This window comes from Bacillus tequilensis KCTC 13622 (assembly GCF_000507145.1).
GTDB lineage: Bacteria > Bacillota > Bacilli > Bacillales > Bacillaceae > Bacillus > Bacillus tequilensis.
This window is the reverse complement of the sequence record NZ_AYTO01000007.1, coordinates 1-17,625: the sequence shown is the minus strand read 5'-3', so window position 1 is coordinate 17,625 and position 17,625 is coordinate 1. Positions and strand designations below refer to the sequence as shown.

Here is a 17,625-nt window from a genome sequence, read left to right as displayed (position 1 = left end):
AATTATCAGTATTTTCTAAAAACATTGACAGTTTGATTGCCGCTGGATAAAATTTACTTAAAATTTTAAAAGATTGGTTGGTGCTCATGATTATATTGGATAATAGCATTCAGATAAAAAACAGAACTGATTCACTATCCAAACTCATTACAGTCAACACGCTCGGCCCTGAGGGGACAAGCAGTGAGTACGCAGCAAAGCATTTCATTTCCAATTTTACTCTTCTCCAAGGGCTGAACAGTAAATTGTCCTTGCATGATACGTTTGAATCATGCATCGAAAGGACGCTCCAATGCCCGCTGGAATATACCATCGTCCCACACGCTTACGACGGCATTAAGCATTTCTACATGAGGCCGGATTTGCAGCTTTTGCAAATTTTCAGATGCGATACACCAATGTACGGCCTGGCTGTTCGACCTGATTTTGAATTCAGGGAGGATATGCTTGATACATCTGTTGTTGCTTCACATCCATCGCCTATTAATTTAATCAAATATTTTACCCGCAAAGATGTACGTTTCAAACTGGTCAATTCAACCAGCCAAGCCGCAAGAAAAGTAAAAGAAGGCTTGTATGACATTGCCTTAACCAATGAGATTGCCCGGCAAAAGTACGGGCTTACATTTGTGAAAACATTTAAAAGCATTCCTATGAGCTGGTCATTATTTGGAAAAGGAGACGTTGATAATGAAAACTAAAGAAGATATGCAGGAGCTTTATTTCCCGACACCTAAATTAATTGAATGGGAAAACGGAGTGAGACAGTATTCATCCGTGCGCGGTGATACTGAAGTATTAATGTCTTACGTCCCGCCGCATACCAATGTCGAACCCCACCAGCATAAAGAAGTTCAAATCGGCATGGTCATTTCTGGCGAGCTGATGATGAATGTCGGAGATGTGACGAGAAAAATGACGGCCTTGGAATCTGCGTATATCGCGCCGCCGAATGTGCCTCACGGGGCAAGGAACGATACAGACCAAGAAGTCATCGCTATTGATATCAAACGGCTGAAAGCTGATGAAATCTATACAAGTCCCGAGGATTATTTTTTGAATATTTTCAAAACGAGAGACCTGTTGCCAGGCATGGAAGTCACGTTCTTTGTTGAAGATTGGGTGGAGATCATGCTGGCCAAAATCCCTGGAAATGGCGGAGAAATGCCTTTCCATAAACATAAGAATGAACAAATTGGCATCTGCATTGGCGGCGGATACGACATGACGGTCGAAGGCTGCACAGTCGATATGAAATTCGGCACAGCCTATTTCTGTGAGCCCCGGGAAGATCACGGCGCCATCAACCGTTCCGAAAAAGAATCAAGATCGATTAATATCTTCTTCCCGCCGCGCTACAACAGAGCAAAAGCAAAAAAAATAAAGGCGGATGAGTGATCATGAACCTCACCGATAAAACCGTCCTCATCACAGGAGGCGCATCCGGCATTGGTTATGCGGCGGTTCAGGCTTTTTTGAACCAGCAGGCCAATGTGGTTGTGGCGGATATTGATGAGGAGCAGGGAGAAGCAATGGCCCGAAAAGAAAATAGTGACAGGCTGCATTTTGTGCAAACCGACATTACAGACGAAGCTGCCTGTCAGCAAGCCGTTCAATCGGCTGTTGATACATGTGGAGGGCTGGATGTATTGATTAATAACGCCGGCATCGAAATCGTGTCCCCCATTCACGAGATGGAGCTCAGCGATTGGAATAAGGTGCTGGAAGTCAATTTGACCGGCACATTTTTAATGAGCAAGCACGCACTCAAGCATATGCTGGCTGCCGGCAAGGGCAACATCATTAACACATGCTCAGTCGGCGGACTCGTGGCATGGCCTGATATCCCTGCCTATAACGCCAGCAAAGGAGGCGTTTTGCAGCTGACGCGGTCGATGGCCGTTGATTATGCGAGACATCAAATTCGTGTCAACTGCGTATGCCCGGGGATTATCGACACACCGCTAAATGAAAAATCATTCCTTGAAAATAATGAAGGCACACTTGAAGAGATCAAAAAAGAAAAGGCAAAGGTAAATCCGCTGCTGAGGCTTGGAAAACCCGAAGAAATCGCAAACGTGATGCTGTTTTTAGCCTCAGATTTATCAAGCTATATGACCGGAAGCGCCATCACCGCAGACGGAGGATACACCGCACAATAGAGAAGGAGTGTTTTACATATGGAGAGAAAAACAGTATTGGTCATCGCTGATCTTGGAGGCTGCCCGCCGCATATGTTCTATAAAAGCGCTGCAGAAAAATATAACCTGGTCAGCTTTATTCCAAGGCCTTTTGCAATTACAGCCTCCCATGCAGCACTAATTGAAAAATACTCGGTCGCGGTCATAAAAGATAAAGACTATTTTCAGAGCTTAGCAGATTTTGAGCATCCCGATTCTATTTATTGGGCGCATGAGGATCACGACAAGCCTGAAGAAGAGGTCGTCGAGCAAATCGTCAAGGTTGCCAACATGTTTGAGGCGGACGCCATCACGACAAACAATGAATTATTCATTGCCCCGATGGCGAAAGCCTGTGAACGCCTGGGCCTCAGGGGCGCCGGGGTGCAGGCTGCCGAAAATGCCAGAGATAAAAATAAAATGAGAGACGCTTTTAATCAAGCGGGAGTCAAATCGATCAAAAACAAACGAGTCACAACACTTGCGGATTTCCGAGCCGCACTTAAAGAGATCGGCACACCTTTGATCTTAAAGCCTACATATTTAGCAAGTTCAATCGGTGTCACGCTCATTACGGATACTGAGACGGCAGAAGCTGAATTTAACAGAGTCAATGACTATCTCAAATCGATTAACGTGCCAAAGGCGGTCACATTTGAAGCGCCGTTTATTGCTGAAGAATTTTTACAGGGTGAGTACGGAGACTGGTATCAAACTGAAGGCTACTCGGACTATATCAGCATAGAAGGCATCATGGCGGACGGTGAATATTTCCCGATCGCCATTCATGACAAAACACCGCAAATTGGATTTACAGAAACATCCCATATTACGCCGTCCATTCTGGATGAAGAGGCGAAAAAGAAAATTGTTGAAGCCGCCAAAAAGGCAAATGAAGGGCTTGGCCTGCAAAATTGCGCAACACATACAGAGATCAAGCTGATGAAAAACAGAGAACCGGGTTTAATCGAGTCAGCAGCCAGATTCGCCGGCTGGAATATGATTCCTAACATTAAAAAGGTCTTCGGCCTTGATATGGCGCAATTATTATTAGATGTCCTCTGTTTCGGAAAAGACGCAGATCTTCCGGACGGATTACTGGATCAAGAGCCTTGCTATGTCGCTGACTGCCATTTGTACCCAGAGCATTTCAAACAAAATGGCCAGATTCCTGAAACGGCTGCGGACTTGGTCATCGAAGCCATTGATCTTCCGGACGGGCTATTGAAGGGTGATACCGAACTCGTTTCTTTTTCGGCTGCAGCACCAGGCACATCAGTTGATTTGACACTGTTTGAAGCCTTCAATTCCATAGCTGCATTTGAATTGAAAGGCAGCAATTCTCAGGATGTGGCTGAATCAATCAGACACATTCAACAGCATGCGAAGCTGACGGCGAAGTATGTGCTGCCGGTATGAAACAGTTAAAACCCAACTCTAAATGCTTGCTTTACGGGCAGGCGCTTTCGTTTATGGGAGACTATTGTGTTCTCCCTGCCCTGCTCATTTTGTCTACATATTATCATGATTACTGGGTGACGTCGGGAGTCATCGTGGTCAGAAGCATTCCGATGGTGTTCCAGCCGTTCTTGGGAGTTCTGGTCGACCGGTTGGACAGGATTAAGATCATGCTGTGGACGGATATCATCAGGGGCATCATCTTTTTGGGGCTCACATTTCTTCCAAAAGGCGAGTATCCGCTGATTTTTTTGGCTTTACTGTTTATTTCCTATGGAAGCGGCGTGTTTTTTAATCCTGCCCGTCTTGCTGTCATGTCATCTTTGGAGTCTGATATTAAAAGCATCAACACGTTATTCGCGAAAGCGACGACCATCTCCATTATCGTCGGAGCGGCTGCCGGAGGGCTTTTTCTGTTAGGCGGATCTGTAGAACTGGCTGTTGCTTTCAACGGTGTAACCTACCTAGTTTCGGCCTTTTTTATCAGCCGCATCAAGCTGCAATTCGTACCGATTCAATCTGAAAATATAAAAGAGGCCTTTCAGTCTTTTAAAGAAGGACTCAAGGAAATCAAAACCAATGCTTTCGTATTAAACGCCATGTTTACAATGATTACGATGGCTTTGCTGTGGGGTATTGTGTACAGCTATTTTCCGATTGTCAGCCGCTTTCTGGGTGACGGGGAAATCGGCAACTTTATTCTCACGTTCTGCATCGGCTTCGGGGGCTTTATCGGAGCGGCGCTTGTCAGCAAATGGGGCTTTAACAACAATAGAGGCCTGACGTACTTTGCCGTTTTGTCCATTGTCTCGCTGGCGCTGTTTTTATTCACGCCGATTTTCGCTGTCTCTGTCATCGCCGCTATCCTCTTTTTCATCGCGATGGAATATGGGGAAGTGCTTGCAAAGGTGAAGGTTCAGGAAAACGCGGCGAACCAGATTCAAGGGCGTATTTTTTCGGTGGCGGAAGCGTCCATCGGATTATGCATTTCTGTTGGTTCGATGTTAATCAATGTTTTGAACGCACCGGTCATTATGGGGCTGATTGTCGTGGTCGTAAGCGGATTGTTTCTGCATACGAAGCTCGTCAACAAATCATTTTTGGAACGGGATAACAAAACGGAGCAAAAAGGAGTCTTTTAGATGGAAATAACACCGTCCGATGTCATCAAGACACTTCCAAGGCAAGAGTTTTCACTCGTTTTTCAAAAGGTAAAAGAGTTGGAAAAAACGGGGGCCCGCATCATTAATCTCGGACAGGGAAACCCTGATCTTCCCACTCCGCCGCATATTGTCGAGGCTTTGCGGGAGGCTTCGCTGAATCCTTCGTTTCACGGATACGGCCCATTTAGAGGCTATCCGTTTTTGAAGGAAGCGATCGCTGCTTTTTATAAAAGAGAATACGGGGTGTCGATCAACCCAGAAACGGAAGTTGCACTTTTCGGCGGCGGGAAAGCCGGCTTGTACGTGCTGACGCAATGCCTGCTCAATCCGGGCGACATCGCTTTGGTCCCGAATCCAGGCTATCCTGAATACTTGTCAGGAATTACGATGGCGCGAGCCGAGCTGTACGAAATGCCATTGTATGAAGAAAATGGCTATCTGCCGGATTTTGAAAAAATTGATCCCGCCGTGCTGGACAGGGCGAAGCTGATGTTTTTGAACTATCCGAATAACCCGACGGGAGCTGTAGCCGATGCGGCTTTTTATGCAAAAGCGGCTGCATATGCGAAAGAGCACAACATTCATTTGATTCATGATTTTGCATACGGCGCGTTTGAATTTGATAAAAAGCCGGCCAGCTTTCTTGAGGCAGCGGATGCCAAAGCTGTCGGGGCGGAGCTTTATTCATTTTCAAAAACATTTAACATGGCTGGCTGGAGAATGGCATTTGCCGTTGGGAATGAAAAGATCATTCAGGCCGTCAATGAGTTCCAGGATCATGTATTTGTCGGCATGTTCGGAGGCCTGCAGCAGGCGGCGAGTGCGGCGCTTTCAGGAGACCCGGAGCAGACGGAATCTTTAAAACGAATCTACAAGGAACGAATTGACTTTTTTACGGAGCTGTGTGAAAAGGAATTGGGCTGGAAGATAGAAAAGCCAAAGGGAACATTTTACGTATGGGCTGAAATTCCGAAAACGTTTGAAACCTCTCACCAATTCTCTGATTACCTTCTGGAGCATGCCCATGTCGTTGTCACACCGGGTGAAATATTCGGAAGCCACGGAAAAAGGCATGTCAGAATATCAATGGTGTCGAAGCAGGAGGATCTGCGGGAATTTGTCATGCGGATTCAAAAGCTGAACCTGCCGTTTGCATCATTACAAAAGGTATCCCGCTAGAAAGCGGGATTTTTTATATGCTTTTCATACTGCCGCCGTCAGCGGAAATTTGCTGTCCAGTGATGTAGGAGGCTTCCTCTGAGGCGAGAAACGCGGCGAGCGCTGCGGTTTCTTCGGCTGATCCGACCCGTTTCATCGGTATTCCGGAAGCGATTTGTTCTTCTGCTTCACGTTTAGATATGCTGTTCTTTTTCATTACATTTTCCACAAATTGATGGTAACGGTCTGTAGCGATAAAACCAGGATTCAGGCAGTTGACAGTAATGTTGTGTGGAGCAAGCTGGATGGAAATATTTTTACTTGCGTTAATTAAAGCGGCATTCATCATGCTGTTTGTGAACATATTGGCGCCGGGTTCTTTCCACAGATTTCCGACAATGTTGATGATTCTGCCAAACTCGTTTTGTTTCATCAGTGAGGCTGCACGCTTGATCGCATCAATATAGGCAACGGTTTTCTGTGTGAACGTGGCCGTCATATCTTCTATATTACAGTTATCAAAGGTGTCAGGCGCGCCGCCCGGGATATTATTAATCAGAACATCAAGCCGTCCGCATTGAGATTCGATTTTTTGAAAAATGTCGGCTCTCGTGCTTTGATCAGACATATCACCCGCAAGAACAACGACCTTGGCTTCAGGATGCTTGGCCAAAATGTCTTCTTTGACAGATTCAATATGATTCAGGTTTCGCGAATTAATGACGACGGAAAATTGCTGTTCTGCTAATTTCAGAGCGATTGCTTTTCCGATCCCTTGACTGGCTCCCATAATAAATGCCGTTCGTTTTGACAAATAACTGCACCCCTTTGAAAAATTTGGATTGTTAACTCCATCGTAAGAAAAAACGGATAAAATAGCAAATTTTATTTAAATTCTGATAAATAGAATCAGAAAAACTCCCGTCGTTAGGACGGGAGGGGATCTTATACATATAGGAATTGAGGAAGTGTATCAAGCGAAAGCCGGTTGCCGACAAAGAATGAACCGAATTCGCCGTAACGGGCGCTGACTTCGTCAAAACGCATTTCATACACAAGCTTTTTGAATTGAAGCACATCATCACTGAATAATGTAACGCCCCACTCGTAATCGTCAAAGCCGACGGAGCCGGTGATGATCTGTTTGACTTTGCCGGCATAGCTGCGGCCGATTAAGCCGTGGCTTCTCATCAAGTTTCTGCGTTCTTCCATTGAAAGCATGTACCAGTTGTCGTTACCGGATCTTCTCTTATCCATAGGATAGAAGCACACATATTTTGATTCAGGCAGTTCAGGATAAAGGCGGGCACGCACATGCGGATTTTCGTAAGGGTCGCCATCGCCGCTTGCCAAGTAGTTGCTCAGCTCTACCACTGATACGTAGGAGTAAGCCGGAATGGTGAACTCAGCAAGTCTTGATTTGTTGAATTCGAGCTCAATTTCATTTAATTCTTCCATTGTAGGGCGAAGAATCATCAGCATAAAATCAGCCTTTTGACCGACGATGCTGTAAAGGGTCTGTGATCCTTTTCCTTCTTTTTGGGCCACGCCCCACTTTTCTAGCAATCCTGTGAATTCATGGATGATAGATTGGCGCTCATCACTGGACAGCAGCTTCCAAGAAGTCCAGTCCATTGTGCGGAAATCATGAAGCGCATACCAGCCGTCAAGTGTTTTCGCAGCTTCATTTGTCATTTGCTGTTCACTCATTTATCTTCACTCCTATTATCTTTTCATAATTGCCTCCACTATACCATAGTTTATCCGATTCTACAGTTGAGAAACCTTGAACATCTCTTCCGTATAACTTCATAAAAATAAGAGAAGATATAAGGAAAGATTGAGTCACTTAAATTAATTAAAAAAAAGTAGATTTTTTCATGAAAGCGCTATAATAAAAGTTGGCTGTTTGAATTTGATTGGAAGAAGAGTATGCTAGTAAAAGAAAGCGTTTTTGTAACTTTTTGAGGAGGTTTTATTTGTGGCAGATTTATTTTCAACAGTGCAAGAAAAAGTAGCTGGAAAAGACGTTAAAATTGTATTTCCTGAAGGCTTAGACGAGCGTATTCTAGAAGCGGTCAGCAAGCTTGCAGGGAACAAAGTGCTGAATCCGATTGTGATCGGCAATGAAAATGATATCCAAGCAAAAGCAAAAGAACTAAACCTGACGCTTGAAGGCGTTAAGATTTATGATCCTCATACATATGAAGGCATGGAAGACCTTGTGCAAGCATTTGTAGAACGCCGTAAAGGCAAAGCGACAGAAGAACAGGCTCGCAAAGCGTTATTAGACGAGAACTACTTCGGTACAATGCTGGTGTACAAAGGCCTTGCAGACGGACTTGTAAGCGGTGCGGCTCACTCAACAGCCGACACTGTCCGCCCGGCTCTTCAAATCATCAAAACAAAAGAAGGCGTGAAAAAGACTTCCGGCGTATTCATCATGGCTCGAGGAGAAGAGCAATACGTATTCGCGGATTGCGCGATCAACATTGCGCCTGACAGCCAAGATCTTGCCGAGATTGCGATCGAAAGTGCCAATACGGCAAAAATGTTCGACATTGAGCCTCGCGTGGCAATGCTCAGCTTCTCTACAAAAGGCTCTGCAAAATCTGATGAAACAGAAAAAGTAGCGGATGCTGTGAACATCGCGAAAGAAAAAGCGCCTGAACTGACACTTGACGGCGAGTTCCAATTCGATGCCGCATTTGTTCCTTCTGTAGCGGAGAAAAAAGCGCCGGATTCCGAAATCAAAGGAGACGCTAACGTATTCGTATTCCCAAGCCTTGAAGCAGGGAACATCGGTTATAAAATCGCTCAGCGTTTGGGCAACTTTGAAGCAGTAGGACCAATCCTGCAAGGCTTAAATATGCCTGTAAACGACCTTTCAAGAGGATGTAACGCTGAAGATGTTTACAATCTCGCATTAATTACAGCTGCACAAGCACTGTAATCAAAATGAAGACTGGCAGCTCTCTTCCGGGAGGCTGCCTTTTTTGCGTCTCCGTACACCCTTCTTTACCAAGGCAGATGATATGAGTACAATAAAGAAAACTGATGATAACTATATCATTTATTAATGACAGGGGTGGGGTTTTTGTATTACGACGTGCTGAAAACGTTTATAGCGGTGGTAGAAGAAAAAAACTTCACAAAAGCGGCGGAAAAGCTGATGATCTCCCAGCCCAGCGTCAGTCTGCATATCAAAAATCTTGAGAAAGAATTTCAAACGGCTCTCCTGAACCGGTCGCCAAAACACTTTACGACAACACCGACAGGAGACATTTTGTATCAAAGAGCAAAGCAAATGGTGTTTCTCTACGAACAAGCCAAGGCTGAAATCTATGCGCATCACCACTATGTGAAGGGTGAATTGAAAATAGCCGCCAGCTTTACGATCGGAGAGTATATTCTTCCGCCGTTACTTGCCCAGCTGCAAAAGCTGTATCCAGAACTGAACCTCGATGTCATGATTGGCAATACAGAGGAGGTCAGCGAGCGTGTGCGGATGCTTCAGGCTGATATCGGGCTGATTGAAGGACATACAAACGAGAATGAGTTGGAAATTGAACCGTTCATGGAGGATGAAATGTGCATTGCCGCGCCGAATCAGCATCCGCTGGCCGGACGGAGAGACATTTCGATCAGCGATTTGCAAAACGAAGCGTGGGTGACAAGAGAGAAAGGCTCCGGGACGAGAGAATTTCTCGATCATGTGCTCAGTTCAAACGGACTGCGGCCGAAGTCGATGTTCACCATCAGCAGCAATCAAGGCGTAAAAGAAGCGGTCATCAGCGGCATGGGACTGTCGGTTCTATCCAGAAGCGTGCTGCATAAGGATTTGATCCACCGTGACATTTCAATTCTTCATATAAAAGATTTCTCATTAAAGCGCAAGCTATCTTACATTCATTCTCCGCTCATGGAGAATACGAAAAATAAAGAAATTTTTATTACGATGCTGAGAAGCAATTATCAATCACAGCGGCTGAAATGATATAATAGTTTTCGTTCATAAGCCTAACATGAAAGGGTTTTACATAGATGGCAAACCAACCGATTGATTTACTGATGCAGCCGACATGGAGAGTCATTGACCAATCCAGTCTCGGCCCTTTATTTGATGCGAAGCAATCCTTCGCAATGGATGATACGCTGTGCATGTCTGTCGGAAAAGGCGTGTCACCGGCGACAGCGCGCTCATGGGTGCACCACGACACAATTGTCCTTGGCATACAGGATACCCGTCTCCCATTTTTGCAGGATGGCATATCCTTTCTGGAAAATGAAGGATACCGTGTGATCGTACGCAATTCTGGCGGTCTTGCCGTCGTGTTGGATGAGGGCGTGTTAAATCTCTCTCTCATATTCGAGGACGAAAAGAAGGGCATCGACATAGACAAAGGATATGAAGCGATGGCTGAGCTGATGAAAAGGATGCTCAAGCCGTACAACGCAAAGATCGAAGCCTATGAAATTGAAGGATCTTATTGTCCCGGCAGCTATGACCTCAGTATAGACGGCAAAAAATTCGCGGGTATCTCTCAAAGACGCGTTCGCGGCGGAGTCGCTGTGCAGATTTATCTTTGCGCGGATAAAAGCGGCAGTGAAAGGGCCGACTTAATCAGACGATTCTACCAAGCGGCGTTGAAGGACAAACGAAACGATAAAAAAGGCGTCTATCCGGAGATACGTCCGGAAACGATGGCGTCCTTAAGTGAGCTTCTGCAAACAGACATCTCCGTACAAGACTTAATGTTCGCTTTATTGACGGAATTAAAAGCGTTAAGCACCCATCTTTATTCAGCAGGACTGTCCACTGATGAGGAAATGGAATTTGAGAAAAACCTCGTCCGGATGGCTGAGCGGAATGCAAAGATATTTGGGTGAGCGTCCCCTCGCATGCCAGCCGTATCTTGCCGGCATGCATTTTTTATTTCAAACGCATTTTATCCTCAACCATCTTATTTTCAGATAAATCCTTCTTCCATTCGGATAACAATGACAAAGTGAAAAACGATAAAATGACATCAGCATCCATATACAAAGGGGAGAGGCGGATGAAAGGGAATGTTTACAGCCTGCTTGTGCTGATCGCGGCTATTTTCTGGGGAACCACGGGAACCGTCCAGACGATGGCTCCAGAAAGCTCCACACCGCTGGCATTCGGGGCGTTCAGATTATTAATAGGGGGAAGCGCCATGCTGCTTACAGTTTGGATCAGCCGGGAGCTTCACGTGAAAAATGGGTCATGGCCGCTCGTATTATCGGCAGCAGTGTGTATGGCGTGTTACCAGCCGCTGTTTTTCACAGCCGTTAAAGAAACCGGAATCGCGGTGGGGACTGTAATTGCGATCGGCAGCGCGCCTATCATTGCCGGGAGCCTTGAGTGGGCCGTATTGAAAAAACGCCCGCGAAACGCCTGGTGGATCGCCACTTTATTGGCGCTATCTGGTTGCTGGCTTCTGTTTTCCGATGGTTCAAATGTTCGGATTGATGTTTCTGGTGTTCTCATGGCGCTTGGAGCGGGTGCTTCTTTTGCGGGCTATACGCTCATCAGTAAAGCGATAATGAAAACCCAGCCTCCGCGAGCGACTACTGCTGTTGTCTTTATGATCAGTGCCATTCTGCTGACGCCGCTTTTATGGCAGTCAGATATCTCGTGGGTGCTGACCCCTAGAGGGCTGGGAACGAGCCTTTACATCGGGTTAATTGCAACATGCGCCGCATACTTTCTGTTTGCGAAAGGACTTACAGGGATCCCGGCCTCGGCGGCGGTCACGCTGTCCTTAGCTGAACCGCTGACGGCCTCGTTGCTGGGCGTGTTTTTCATAGGAGAAATGCTGTCATTTTTCTCGTGGCTTGGCATTGGCCTTATGATGCTGGGACTTCTGGTTATTTCCGCTGCGCCTCGTAAACAAAAAACGGGCGAGGCAGCTCACATGCCTTAATAGATTCACATAAGCTTGGCCTCATTTTACAAGAATAGCGGAGCAGGCTGCAAAATGATAAAATCCTCTTTTCTCAATAGAAAAGGGGGTTTTGTGCATGGTGAAAATCCCAAAACAGCACATTGTTTTGGGATTTTTTAACTTACTCTGCCATTTTTTCCAAATTTCCGTTCCGGTCCATTTTGAAGGATGGAGAAGCATGTTCATCTTCTTCAAATAAAACTAGCTTTCTGGCTCTATTCATAATTTTCACCAAGGTTTCATAATCTTCTTGGATTGTTTTTTGGTCTTTTTCAAGCTTTTGTACTTCCGCCTCAAGCTGTTCTGTTTTGCTTAGTAACTCCAGATTTTCTTTCTTTAAACGCTCATTTTCCATTTTTAATGCCGATGACTGCTCGTTATTGCCTTCATAATTTTGCAGGAAGCGGATCACATCATCCATCGTCATTTCCGGTGCAGCTGCAGGCGTTTGAGGAGACAATAAGTGTGATAGACTAGCTAACTCTTCCTTAAAACTTTCATCCACAAAAGGCATGTGTTCGCCTGACAGTAAAGGCTGCTGCTCATGTTCGACAGAAGGTGCATCCGTTTTAACCGGTTCCTCTGCAACGGTTTCTTGAATGATTTCAGGATCAACCGCAGGAGGCTGATATAATAGCCTTTTTTTCGCTGGCTGTCCGTTTCCGAGCGCTCTCATCCGCTGTTTTCGCTGTTTTTTCGCAAGCTGAAGCGCTTTTTCATATTGATGGCGGACCACTGCGTTCCATCTAAATCCGCAGGCTGCGGATGTCCGGTTTAATTTATCGCCGACCTCTTCAAAGGCGTTCAGCTGAGTGCTGCCCTCCCTCACATGCCGAAGCACTGTTTCGGCTAAAAGCAGATCGTTTTCCTCTGACCAAGCGTCTTGTCGCTGTTTTGTCATTTATCTCAACTCCCATTTTTCTTTTCGTGGTATTAGAATGTCCAGTTTGGAAAACATTTATACAAGTTGCTGAAAGAATAGGAGATACGAAGGATGGAGCGGCTTGCAGGAACAGTCGAATCCTTGTAAAATAAAGAGTGATGTGATTTTTTTTGAAAAGCGATTTTACGTTATTCACATAGATGAACATAGAAATGAAGGGAAGCGTACGTCATGGCTAATGAATTTCGAGTGTGTGATGATTGCCAAGCCACTAATATCAAAACATTGCTGCCACGTTTAAGAGAAGTGGACCCGGACGCAAAGGTTGAGGTCGGATGCCAATCTTATTGCGGGCCCGGACGGAAAAAATCATTTGCATTTGTGAACAATCGCCCGCTGTCAGCTCCGACAGAGGATGAGCTGATCGACAAAGTGAAAAAGAAAATAAAAAAATAAAAACATATTTTTTCATAGCCTCGGCCCTCAGGTCAGGCTTTTTTGCTTCGCATCATGCGTTTTTCGCCAATATGGAACAAATCGCCGGGCAAATTCAAGGATGTTTTCAAAGAATAGAGTCGATATAATAGAAACACGGCTAAAAAAAAGAGGGAATGACGATGGCGTATCCAAATGGAAAATTAACAGAAGAAAAAGTGTTTAAAGATCCGGTGCACCGTTATGTTCATGTTCGGGACAAGCTGATATGGGATTTGATCGGAACCCGCGAATTTCAGCGTCTCCGCAGAATTAAGCAGCTCGGCACGACGTATTTGACGTTCCATGGCGCTGAGCACAGCCGGTTCAACCATTCTCTCGGTGTCTATGAAATTGTCAGGAGAATGGTTGATGATGTCTTTAAAGGCCGCCCTGAATGGGATGACAGCGAGCGCGAACTCTGTTTGGCCGCGGCGCTGCTTCATGATCTTGGGCACGGGCCGTTCTCGCATTCATTTGAAAAAGTCTTTCACCTTGACCACGAAGATTTTACAAGAGATATCATCTTGGGAGACACAGAGGTCAATCAGGTGCTCAGAAAAGTGAGCCCCGGTTTCCCGCAGGATGTTGCTGAAGTTATTGCCAAAACATATAAAAACAAGCAAGTGGTCAGCCTGATCTCGAGTCAGATAGACGCAGACCGCATGGATTACCTGCAGCGCGACGCTTATTATACGGGCGTCAGCTACGGCCATTTTGATATGGAGCGGATTCTTCGGGTGATGCGCCCGCGCGAGGATCAGATCGTCATTAAAGAAAGCGGGATGCACGCTGTCGAAGACTATATCATGAGCCGCTACCAAATGTACTGGCAGGTATATTTCCATCCTGTGACAAGAAGCGCGGAGGTTATTTTAACGAAGATTCTTCACAGGGCAAAACAGCTTCACGATGAAGGCTATATCTTCACTCACGCTCCGGTTCATTTCTATTCTATTTTTGAAGGGAAATTGACGCTGGAGGATTATGTAAAGCTGGATGAATCTATTATTTTGTATTACTTCCAGGCCTGGGAGGATGAAGAAGACGCGATTTTATCCGATTTGTGCCGCAGATTCATTAACCGCCAGCTGTTCCAATACGTTGAATTCAATCCGAACGAAGAAATGGCGGCATATTTTGAGCTGACTTCATTGTTCAAAGAAGTGGGAATCGATCCGAACTATTATTTGGTCGTCGATTCTTCTTCAGATCTGCCATACGATTTTTACCGTCCAGGAGAGGAAGAGGAGCGTCTGCCGATCCATCTCTTGACGCAAACCGGCCAAATTAAAGAGCTGTCCAGACAGTCGGCTATTGTGGAATCAATATCCGGAAAGCGGCGTACGGACCACAAGCTGTACTATCCGAAGGACCTGATTTGTGACAGCTCTGAACATCCGGAAGCGAAAATGAAAATCCGGCAGCTGCTGGGACTGACATAGAAATTGGAAAGAAGGAAAAAGGAGATGTCGGGAATTTGTTGAAAGAACATGCAAAACTGATGAAGGTGTTCTCGGATTCTGGAGAAATCATCGGACGGAAAAAGCTGCAGAAAATGATTTATATCGCGAAAAAAATGCAGTTTCCTTTCTATGAGAAATATGATTTTCACTTTTACGGACCGTATTCAGAGGAACTGACGCTCCAGATTGAAGAGCTGTGCAACCTTGGATTTCTGCATGAGGTGAAGGAAAAAAAGGGCGGCTACTTTCAATATCGTTACTCGCTGACTGAGACAGGTTCCGCGTTTTTAGACCATGCCGATTTGAATATGCCGGATATGAAAGGCTATATCGACAGTGTTAACAGCCGTTCATCACGGTTTTTAGAGCTGGTTTCCACAATCCTTTATTTTGACGGGCTTGAGGCCGAGGAAAAGAAAGAAAAAGTCTTTACCATCAAAAGCAAGCAAAAATATACAAATGAAGAATATGACGAAGCGCTTCGATACATAGAGGAACTGAAGCAGATTTGTTAACCAATTGAGCAAAAGAAATGAACCGTTTCTTTTGCTTTTTTTATTGACAAAAGCTGATAAGGGATCTATTGTGGATAATAGTTATCCATGGTAAGTCAGGAGTGAATAGAATGAAAATGAAATCAGGGATGGAGCAGGCGGTTTCTGTGCTGCTGTTATTGTCACGGCTGCCCGTACAGTCTTCTTTAACGTCAGAGGCAATCAGCCAGCGGTTGCGCGTGTCTCCTTCTTATTTGAAGAAGCTGATGAGGACGTTGGTTCAGGCCGGTTTGGCAGAATCTATACCGGGGACGAAGGGCGGCTTCACCCTTACGAAGCCTTTGACAGACATTACGCTCTATGATGTTTATCAGGCGGTCGAAGGCAGAGGTTCGATGTATCAGGGGAAAGGCCTGCTGCAATCCGTATTCGAGGGTGAAAGCAGCTGTGTGCTCGAGACAGTCATGGGGGAAATCGAGGATAAATGGGCCAATCTCATGAGAGAAGAATCCTTGCAGCATGTCATGGACAGAGTCGGGGAATTGTACGATCTTGAAAAAATAGATGATTGGGTAAACGAGCAAATGAAAGGGCAATTGCAATGAAAAACAGCGGATCTTTACAAAAATCAGATTCATCACCAGGCATATCCGTACTGATCGTGCTCGCTCTTGGTTTTCTTATGGCTACTCTTGATGTAACCGTTGTGAATGTGGCGATGGCTGATATGAAAAGCGCTCTTTCGATGTCACTTTCAGGTGTGGCGTGGGTGGTGGATGGTTACATCCTTACGTTTGCGTCGCTTCTGCTGGCAGGCGGAGCCTTGGCAGACCGTTTCGGCTCGAAGGCGGTATATATGCTGGGCTTGGCCGTTTTTGTCCTGGCCTCCTGTCTATGCGCCGCATCCAGTAACGGCCAGATGCTAATTGCCGGACGTCTCATGCAGGGAATTGGCGCGGCTTTGTTTATGCCAAGCTCACTCAGCCTTTTGGCGGCCTCTTACCCAGATGAACGGGTGCGGGCGCGAATGTTTGGACTGTGGGCCGCGCTTGTTTCCGCCGCTTCAGGCCTTGGACCCTTTATCGGCGGTGTGCTGGTACAGGTTGCAGGCTGGCAAAGTATTTTTCTGCTCAACGTGCCGTTAGGGGCTGCTGCGCTCATTTCAGCTTATCGAATCCTCGGCCGCGTGCCGGGAAAAAACAGCCGCGTAAATATGACAGGTCATCTGCTCGGAGTGGCGGCTCTCGGGTTTCTTTCCTTTGCCTTGATACAGGGACCTGCTGCGGGATGGCGCTCGCCTGAGATTCTTGGTGCATTCGCGGCGGCGGTTTTGGCGTTTGTTCTTTTTTTGCTGCGGGAAATCTCTGCGGAGACGTCGATTCTGCCGGCGTCCTTATATAAAAACGGGCGATTCTCGGCTGCTCAATTCGTCGGGTTTTTGCTGAATTTTGCCCTTTTCGGCGGCATGTTTATGCTGAGCCTTTTTTTGCAGGAAGCAAGAGGCGCAAGCTCCTTTATGGCCGGTGTTGAGCTGCTGCCAATGATGGCGGTCTTTGTAATTGGCAATCTGCTGTTTGCCCGTCTGGCCAATCGATTTGAGGCCGGACAGCTTATGTTTGTGTCAATGGCGGTCAGCTGTATCATTGCATTGCTATTGTTTGTGCTTGTTTCTCCTGATTTTCCTTATTGGCAGCTGGCGGTCTTGATGTCTGTTATGAACCTTGGCACCGGCATAACAGTTCCTGCCATGACAACTGTCATCATGCAGGCTGCCGGACAAAAGCATGCCAATATCGCCGGCGCGGCCTTGAATGCCAACAGGCAAATCGGAGCCTTGGTCGGCGTAGCGGTTTCCGGGGTGATCATTCATCTGTCCGCCACTTGGTACGCCGGAGCAGGATTTACATTTTTGATGATGGGAGCGGCGTACAGCCTTGCCGCATTGCTTGTATGGCTGTTTCTGGCTGCCCATAACGGGACTGGCGCGCCAGAAAAAAATATAAATCACTGATTGCGCTTTGTGGGAATATATAGTAAGATATAAAAAATTATTGAACAGGCACTGATAAGGACACGAGATGCTTTTTACGGTTTCCAGAGAGGGAAGAACAGCTGAGATCTTCCTAACGCAGGGAAAGCAGCTTACCGCCTTTGAGCCGTATCGGGGAACTAAAGTATCTGATACCGTCATGCTGCGTTACAGCACCTTAAAGCCGATGCAACATATGTGTTGATCGGGAATTTGGGTGGAACCACGGATGATAAACACATTCGTCCCTTTTAGAGGGATGAATGTGTTTTTTTATATGAATTGAATACATGCGAAGAAAAGGACATGAATGATCGTTACGGTTTTCAGAGAGGGAAGAAAAGGTGA

Annotated in this window: 19 protein-coding genes; 16 read left to right on the top strand and 3 right to left on the bottom strand. The window is 46.0% G+C overall.

Features of this window, described 5'->3' with window-relative positions; all coding sequences use genetic code 11:
* Positions 1–86 precede the first annotated feature (86 nt).
* From bacA to bacF, 6 genes are read left to right on the top strand one after another with little or no spacing between them, the layout of a single operon-like run.
* A complete protein-coding gene (gene bacA, locus V756_RS0101620) occupies positions 87–701 on the top strand; it encodes a prephenate decarboxylase (protein WP_024713110.1) in 615 nt (204 codons plus the stop codon).
* A complete protein-coding gene (gene bacB / locus V756_RS0101615; RefSeq protein WP_024713109.1) occupies positions 691–1,398 on the top strand; it encodes a 3-((4R)-4-hydroxycyclohexa-1,5-dien-1-yl)-2-oxopropanoate isomerase in 708 nt (235 codons plus the stop codon). The genes bacA and bacB overlap by 11 nt, the downstream gene beginning before the upstream one ends.
* Positions 1,399–1,400: 2 nt before the next feature.
* A complete protein-coding gene (gene bacC, locus V756_RS0101610; protein WP_024713108.1) occupies positions 1,401–2,162 on the top strand; it encodes a dihydroanticapsin 7-dehydrogenase in 762 nt (253 codons plus the stop codon).
* Positions 2,163–2,180: 18 nt separating this feature from the next.
* Positions 2,181–3,599, top strand: coding sequence for an alanine--anticapsin ligase (bacD, locus tag V756_RS0101605; RefSeq protein ID WP_024713107.1), 1,419 nt, complete (start codon positions 2,181–2,183; stop codon positions 3,597–3,599).
* Complete coding sequence (gene bacE / locus V756_RS0101600; RefSeq protein WP_024713106.1) at positions 3,596–4,780, top strand: bacilysin exporter BacE; 1,185 nt, start codon at positions 3,596–3,598, stop codon at positions 4,778–4,780. Before bacD ends, bacE begins: the two co-directional genes overlap by 4 nt.
* Complete coding sequence (gene bacF, locus V756_RS0101595) at positions 4,781–5,980, top strand: transaminase BacF (RefSeq protein WP_024713105.1); 1,200 nt, start codon at positions 4,781–4,783, stop codon at positions 5,978–5,980. It abuts the gene before it with no gap.
* Positions 5,981–5,993: 13 nt separating this feature from the next.
* On the opposite strand, the gene bacG is transcribed toward bacF, so the two are convergent.
* Both bacG and hemQ read right to left on the bottom strand, forming a co-directional pair.
* Positions 5,994–6,773, bottom strand: a complete 780-nt coding sequence (gene bacG, locus V756_RS0101590; RefSeq protein WP_024713104.1) for an NADPH-dependent reductase BacG — start codon at positions 6,771–6,773, stop codon at positions 5,994–5,996.
* Positions 6,774–6,904: 131 nt separating this feature from the next.
* Positions 6,905–7,669, bottom strand: coding sequence for a hydrogen peroxide-dependent heme synthase (hemQ, locus tag V756_RS0101585; RefSeq protein ID WP_003235942.1), 765 nt, complete (start codon positions 7,667–7,669; stop codon positions 6,905–6,907).
* A gap of 271 nt (positions 7,670–7,940) precedes the next feature.
* On the opposite strand from hemQ, the gene pta reads away from it, so the two are divergent.
* The 4 genes from pta to V756_RS0101565 all read left to right on the top strand — a co-directional run bounded on the left by pta (position 7,941) and on the right by V756_RS0101565 (position 11,910).
* Positions 7,941–8,912, top strand: a complete 972-nt coding sequence (gene pta / locus V756_RS0101580) for a phosphate acetyltransferase (protein ID WP_024713103.1) — start codon at positions 7,941–7,943, stop codon at positions 8,910–8,912.
* 144 nt (positions 8,913–9,056) lie between these two features.
* Positions 9,057–9,956 carry a cysJI operon transcriptional regulator CysL gene (gene cysL / locus V756_RS0101575; RefSeq protein WP_024713102.1) on the top strand — a complete coding sequence of 300 codons (900 nt, stop codon included), beginning with the start codon at positions 9,057–9,059 and terminating at the stop codon, positions 9,954–9,956.
* A 47-nt stretch (positions 9,957–10,003) separates the two neighbouring features.
* Complete coding sequence (gene lipL, locus V756_RS0101570) at positions 10,004–10,849, top strand: octanoyl-[GcvH]:protein N-octanoyltransferase (protein WP_024713101.1); 846 nt, start codon at positions 10,004–10,006, stop codon at positions 10,847–10,849.
* A 170-nt stretch (positions 10,850–11,019) separates the two neighbouring features.
* On the top strand, positions 11,020–11,910 hold the full coding sequence (locus V756_RS0101565) for a carboxylate/amino acid/amine transporter (protein WP_024713100.1): 891 nt from the start codon (positions 11,020–11,022) through the stop codon (positions 11,908–11,910).
* Between the two features lie 142 nt (positions 11,911–12,052).
* On the opposite strand, the gene rsfA is transcribed toward V756_RS0101565, so the two are convergent.
* The gene (rsfA, locus tag V756_RS0101560; RefSeq protein WP_024713099.1) at positions 12,053–12,832 is read right to left on the bottom strand and encodes a prespore-specific transcription regulator RsfA; all 780 of its coding nucleotides are present in this window, start codon (positions 12,830–12,832) and stop codon (positions 12,053–12,055) included.
* 213 nt (positions 12,833–13,045) lie between these two features.
* Here rsfA and V756_RS0101555 point away from each other — a divergent pair, with 213 nt between their 5' ends.
* The 6 genes from V756_RS0101555 (at position 13,046) to V756_RS1000000123805 (ending at position 17,482) form a co-directional block, all read left to right on the top strand.
* Entirely contained in the window at positions 13,046–13,270 is a 225-nt protein-coding gene (locus V756_RS0101555) for a YuzB family protein (protein WP_024713098.1), read from the top strand.
* A gap of 161 nt (positions 13,271–13,431) precedes the next feature.
* Positions 13,432–14,733 (top strand): HD domain-containing protein, encoded by a 1,302-nt coding sequence (locus V756_RS0101550; protein ID WP_024713097.1) that lies wholly within the window; start codon positions 13,432–13,434, stop codon positions 14,731–14,733.
* Between the two features lie 35 nt (positions 14,734–14,768).
* The gene (locus tag V756_RS0101545; protein WP_024713096.1) at positions 14,769–15,269 is read left to right on the top strand and encodes a YwgA family protein; all 501 of its coding nucleotides are present in this window, start codon (positions 14,769–14,771) and stop codon (positions 15,267–15,269) included.
* A gap of 110 nt (positions 15,270–15,379) precedes the next feature.
* The gene (locus V756_RS0101540; protein ID WP_024713095.1) at positions 15,380–15,853 is read left to right on the top strand and encodes an Rrf2 family transcriptional regulator; all 474 of its coding nucleotides are present in this window, start codon (positions 15,380–15,382) and stop codon (positions 15,851–15,853) included.
* Complete coding sequence (locus V756_RS0101535; protein ID WP_024713094.1) at positions 15,850–17,259, top strand: MFS transporter; 1,410 nt, start codon at positions 15,850–15,852, stop codon at positions 17,257–17,259. The genes V756_RS0101540 and V756_RS0101535 overlap by 4 nt, the downstream gene beginning before the upstream one ends.
* A 67-nt stretch (positions 17,260–17,326) precedes the next feature.
* A complete protein-coding gene (locus V756_RS1000000123805) occupies positions 17,327–17,482 on the top strand; it encodes a hypothetical protein (RefSeq protein ID WP_032681598.1) in 156 nt (51 codons plus the stop codon).
* Positions 17,483–17,625: the final 143 nt, after the last annotated feature.

What these genes read in the sequence shown, in the direction of transcription:
- bacA (WP_024713110.1), top strand. Translation starts at nt 87, where the DNA reads ATGATTATATTGGATAATAGCATTCAGATAAAAAACAGAACTGATTCA.
- bacB (WP_024713109.1), top strand. Translation starts at nt 691, where the DNA reads ATGAAAACTAAAGAAGATATGCAGGAGCTTTATTTCCCGACACCTAAA.
- bacC (WP_024713108.1), top strand. Translation starts at nt 1,401, where the DNA reads ATGAACCTCACCGATAAAACCGTCCTCATCACAGGAGGCGCATCCGGC.
- bacD (WP_024713107.1), top strand. Translation starts at nt 2,181, where the DNA reads ATGGAGAGAAAAACAGTATTGGTCATCGCTGATCTTGGAGGCTGCCCG.
- bacE (WP_024713106.1), top strand. Translation starts at nt 3,596, where the DNA reads ATGAAACAGTTAAAACCCAACTCTAAATGCTTGCTTTACGGGCAGGCG.
- bacF (WP_024713105.1), top strand. Translation starts at nt 4,781, where the DNA reads ATGGAAATAACACCGTCCGATGTCATCAAGACACTTCCAAGGCAAGAG.
- hemQ (WP_003235942.1), bottom strand. Translation starts at nt 7,669, where the DNA reads ATGAGTGAACAGCAAATGACAAATGAAGCTGCGAAAACACTTGACGGC.
- lipL (WP_024713101.1), top strand. Translation starts at nt 10,004, where the DNA reads ATGGCAAACCAACCGATTGATTTACTGATGCAGCCGACATGGAGAGTC.
- V756_RS0101565 (WP_024713100.1), top strand. Translation starts at nt 11,020, where the DNA reads ATGAAAGGGAATGTTTACAGCCTGCTTGTGCTGATCGCGGCTATTTTC.
- rsfA (WP_024713099.1), bottom strand. Translation starts at nt 12,832, where the DNA reads ATGACAAAACAGCGACAAGACGCTTGGTCAGAGGAAAACGATCTGCTT.
- V756_RS0101555 (WP_024713098.1), top strand. Translation starts at nt 13,046, where the DNA reads ATGGCTAATGAATTTCGAGTGTGTGATGATTGCCAAGCCACTAATATC.
- V756_RS0101550 (WP_024713097.1), top strand. Translation starts at nt 13,432, where the DNA reads ATGGCGTATCCAAATGGAAAATTAACAGAAGAAAAAGTGTTTAAAGAT.
- V756_RS0101540 (WP_024713095.1), top strand. Translation starts at nt 15,380, where the DNA reads ATGAAAATGAAATCAGGGATGGAGCAGGCGGTTTCTGTGCTGCTGTTA.
- V756_RS0101535 (WP_024713094.1), top strand. Translation starts at nt 15,850, where the DNA reads ATGAAAAACAGCGGATCTTTACAAAAATCAGATTCATCACCAGGCATA.
- V756_RS1000000123805 (WP_032681598.1), top strand. Translation starts at nt 17,327, where the DNA reads ATGCTTTTTACGGTTTCCAGAGAGGGAAGAACAGCTGAGATCTTCCTA.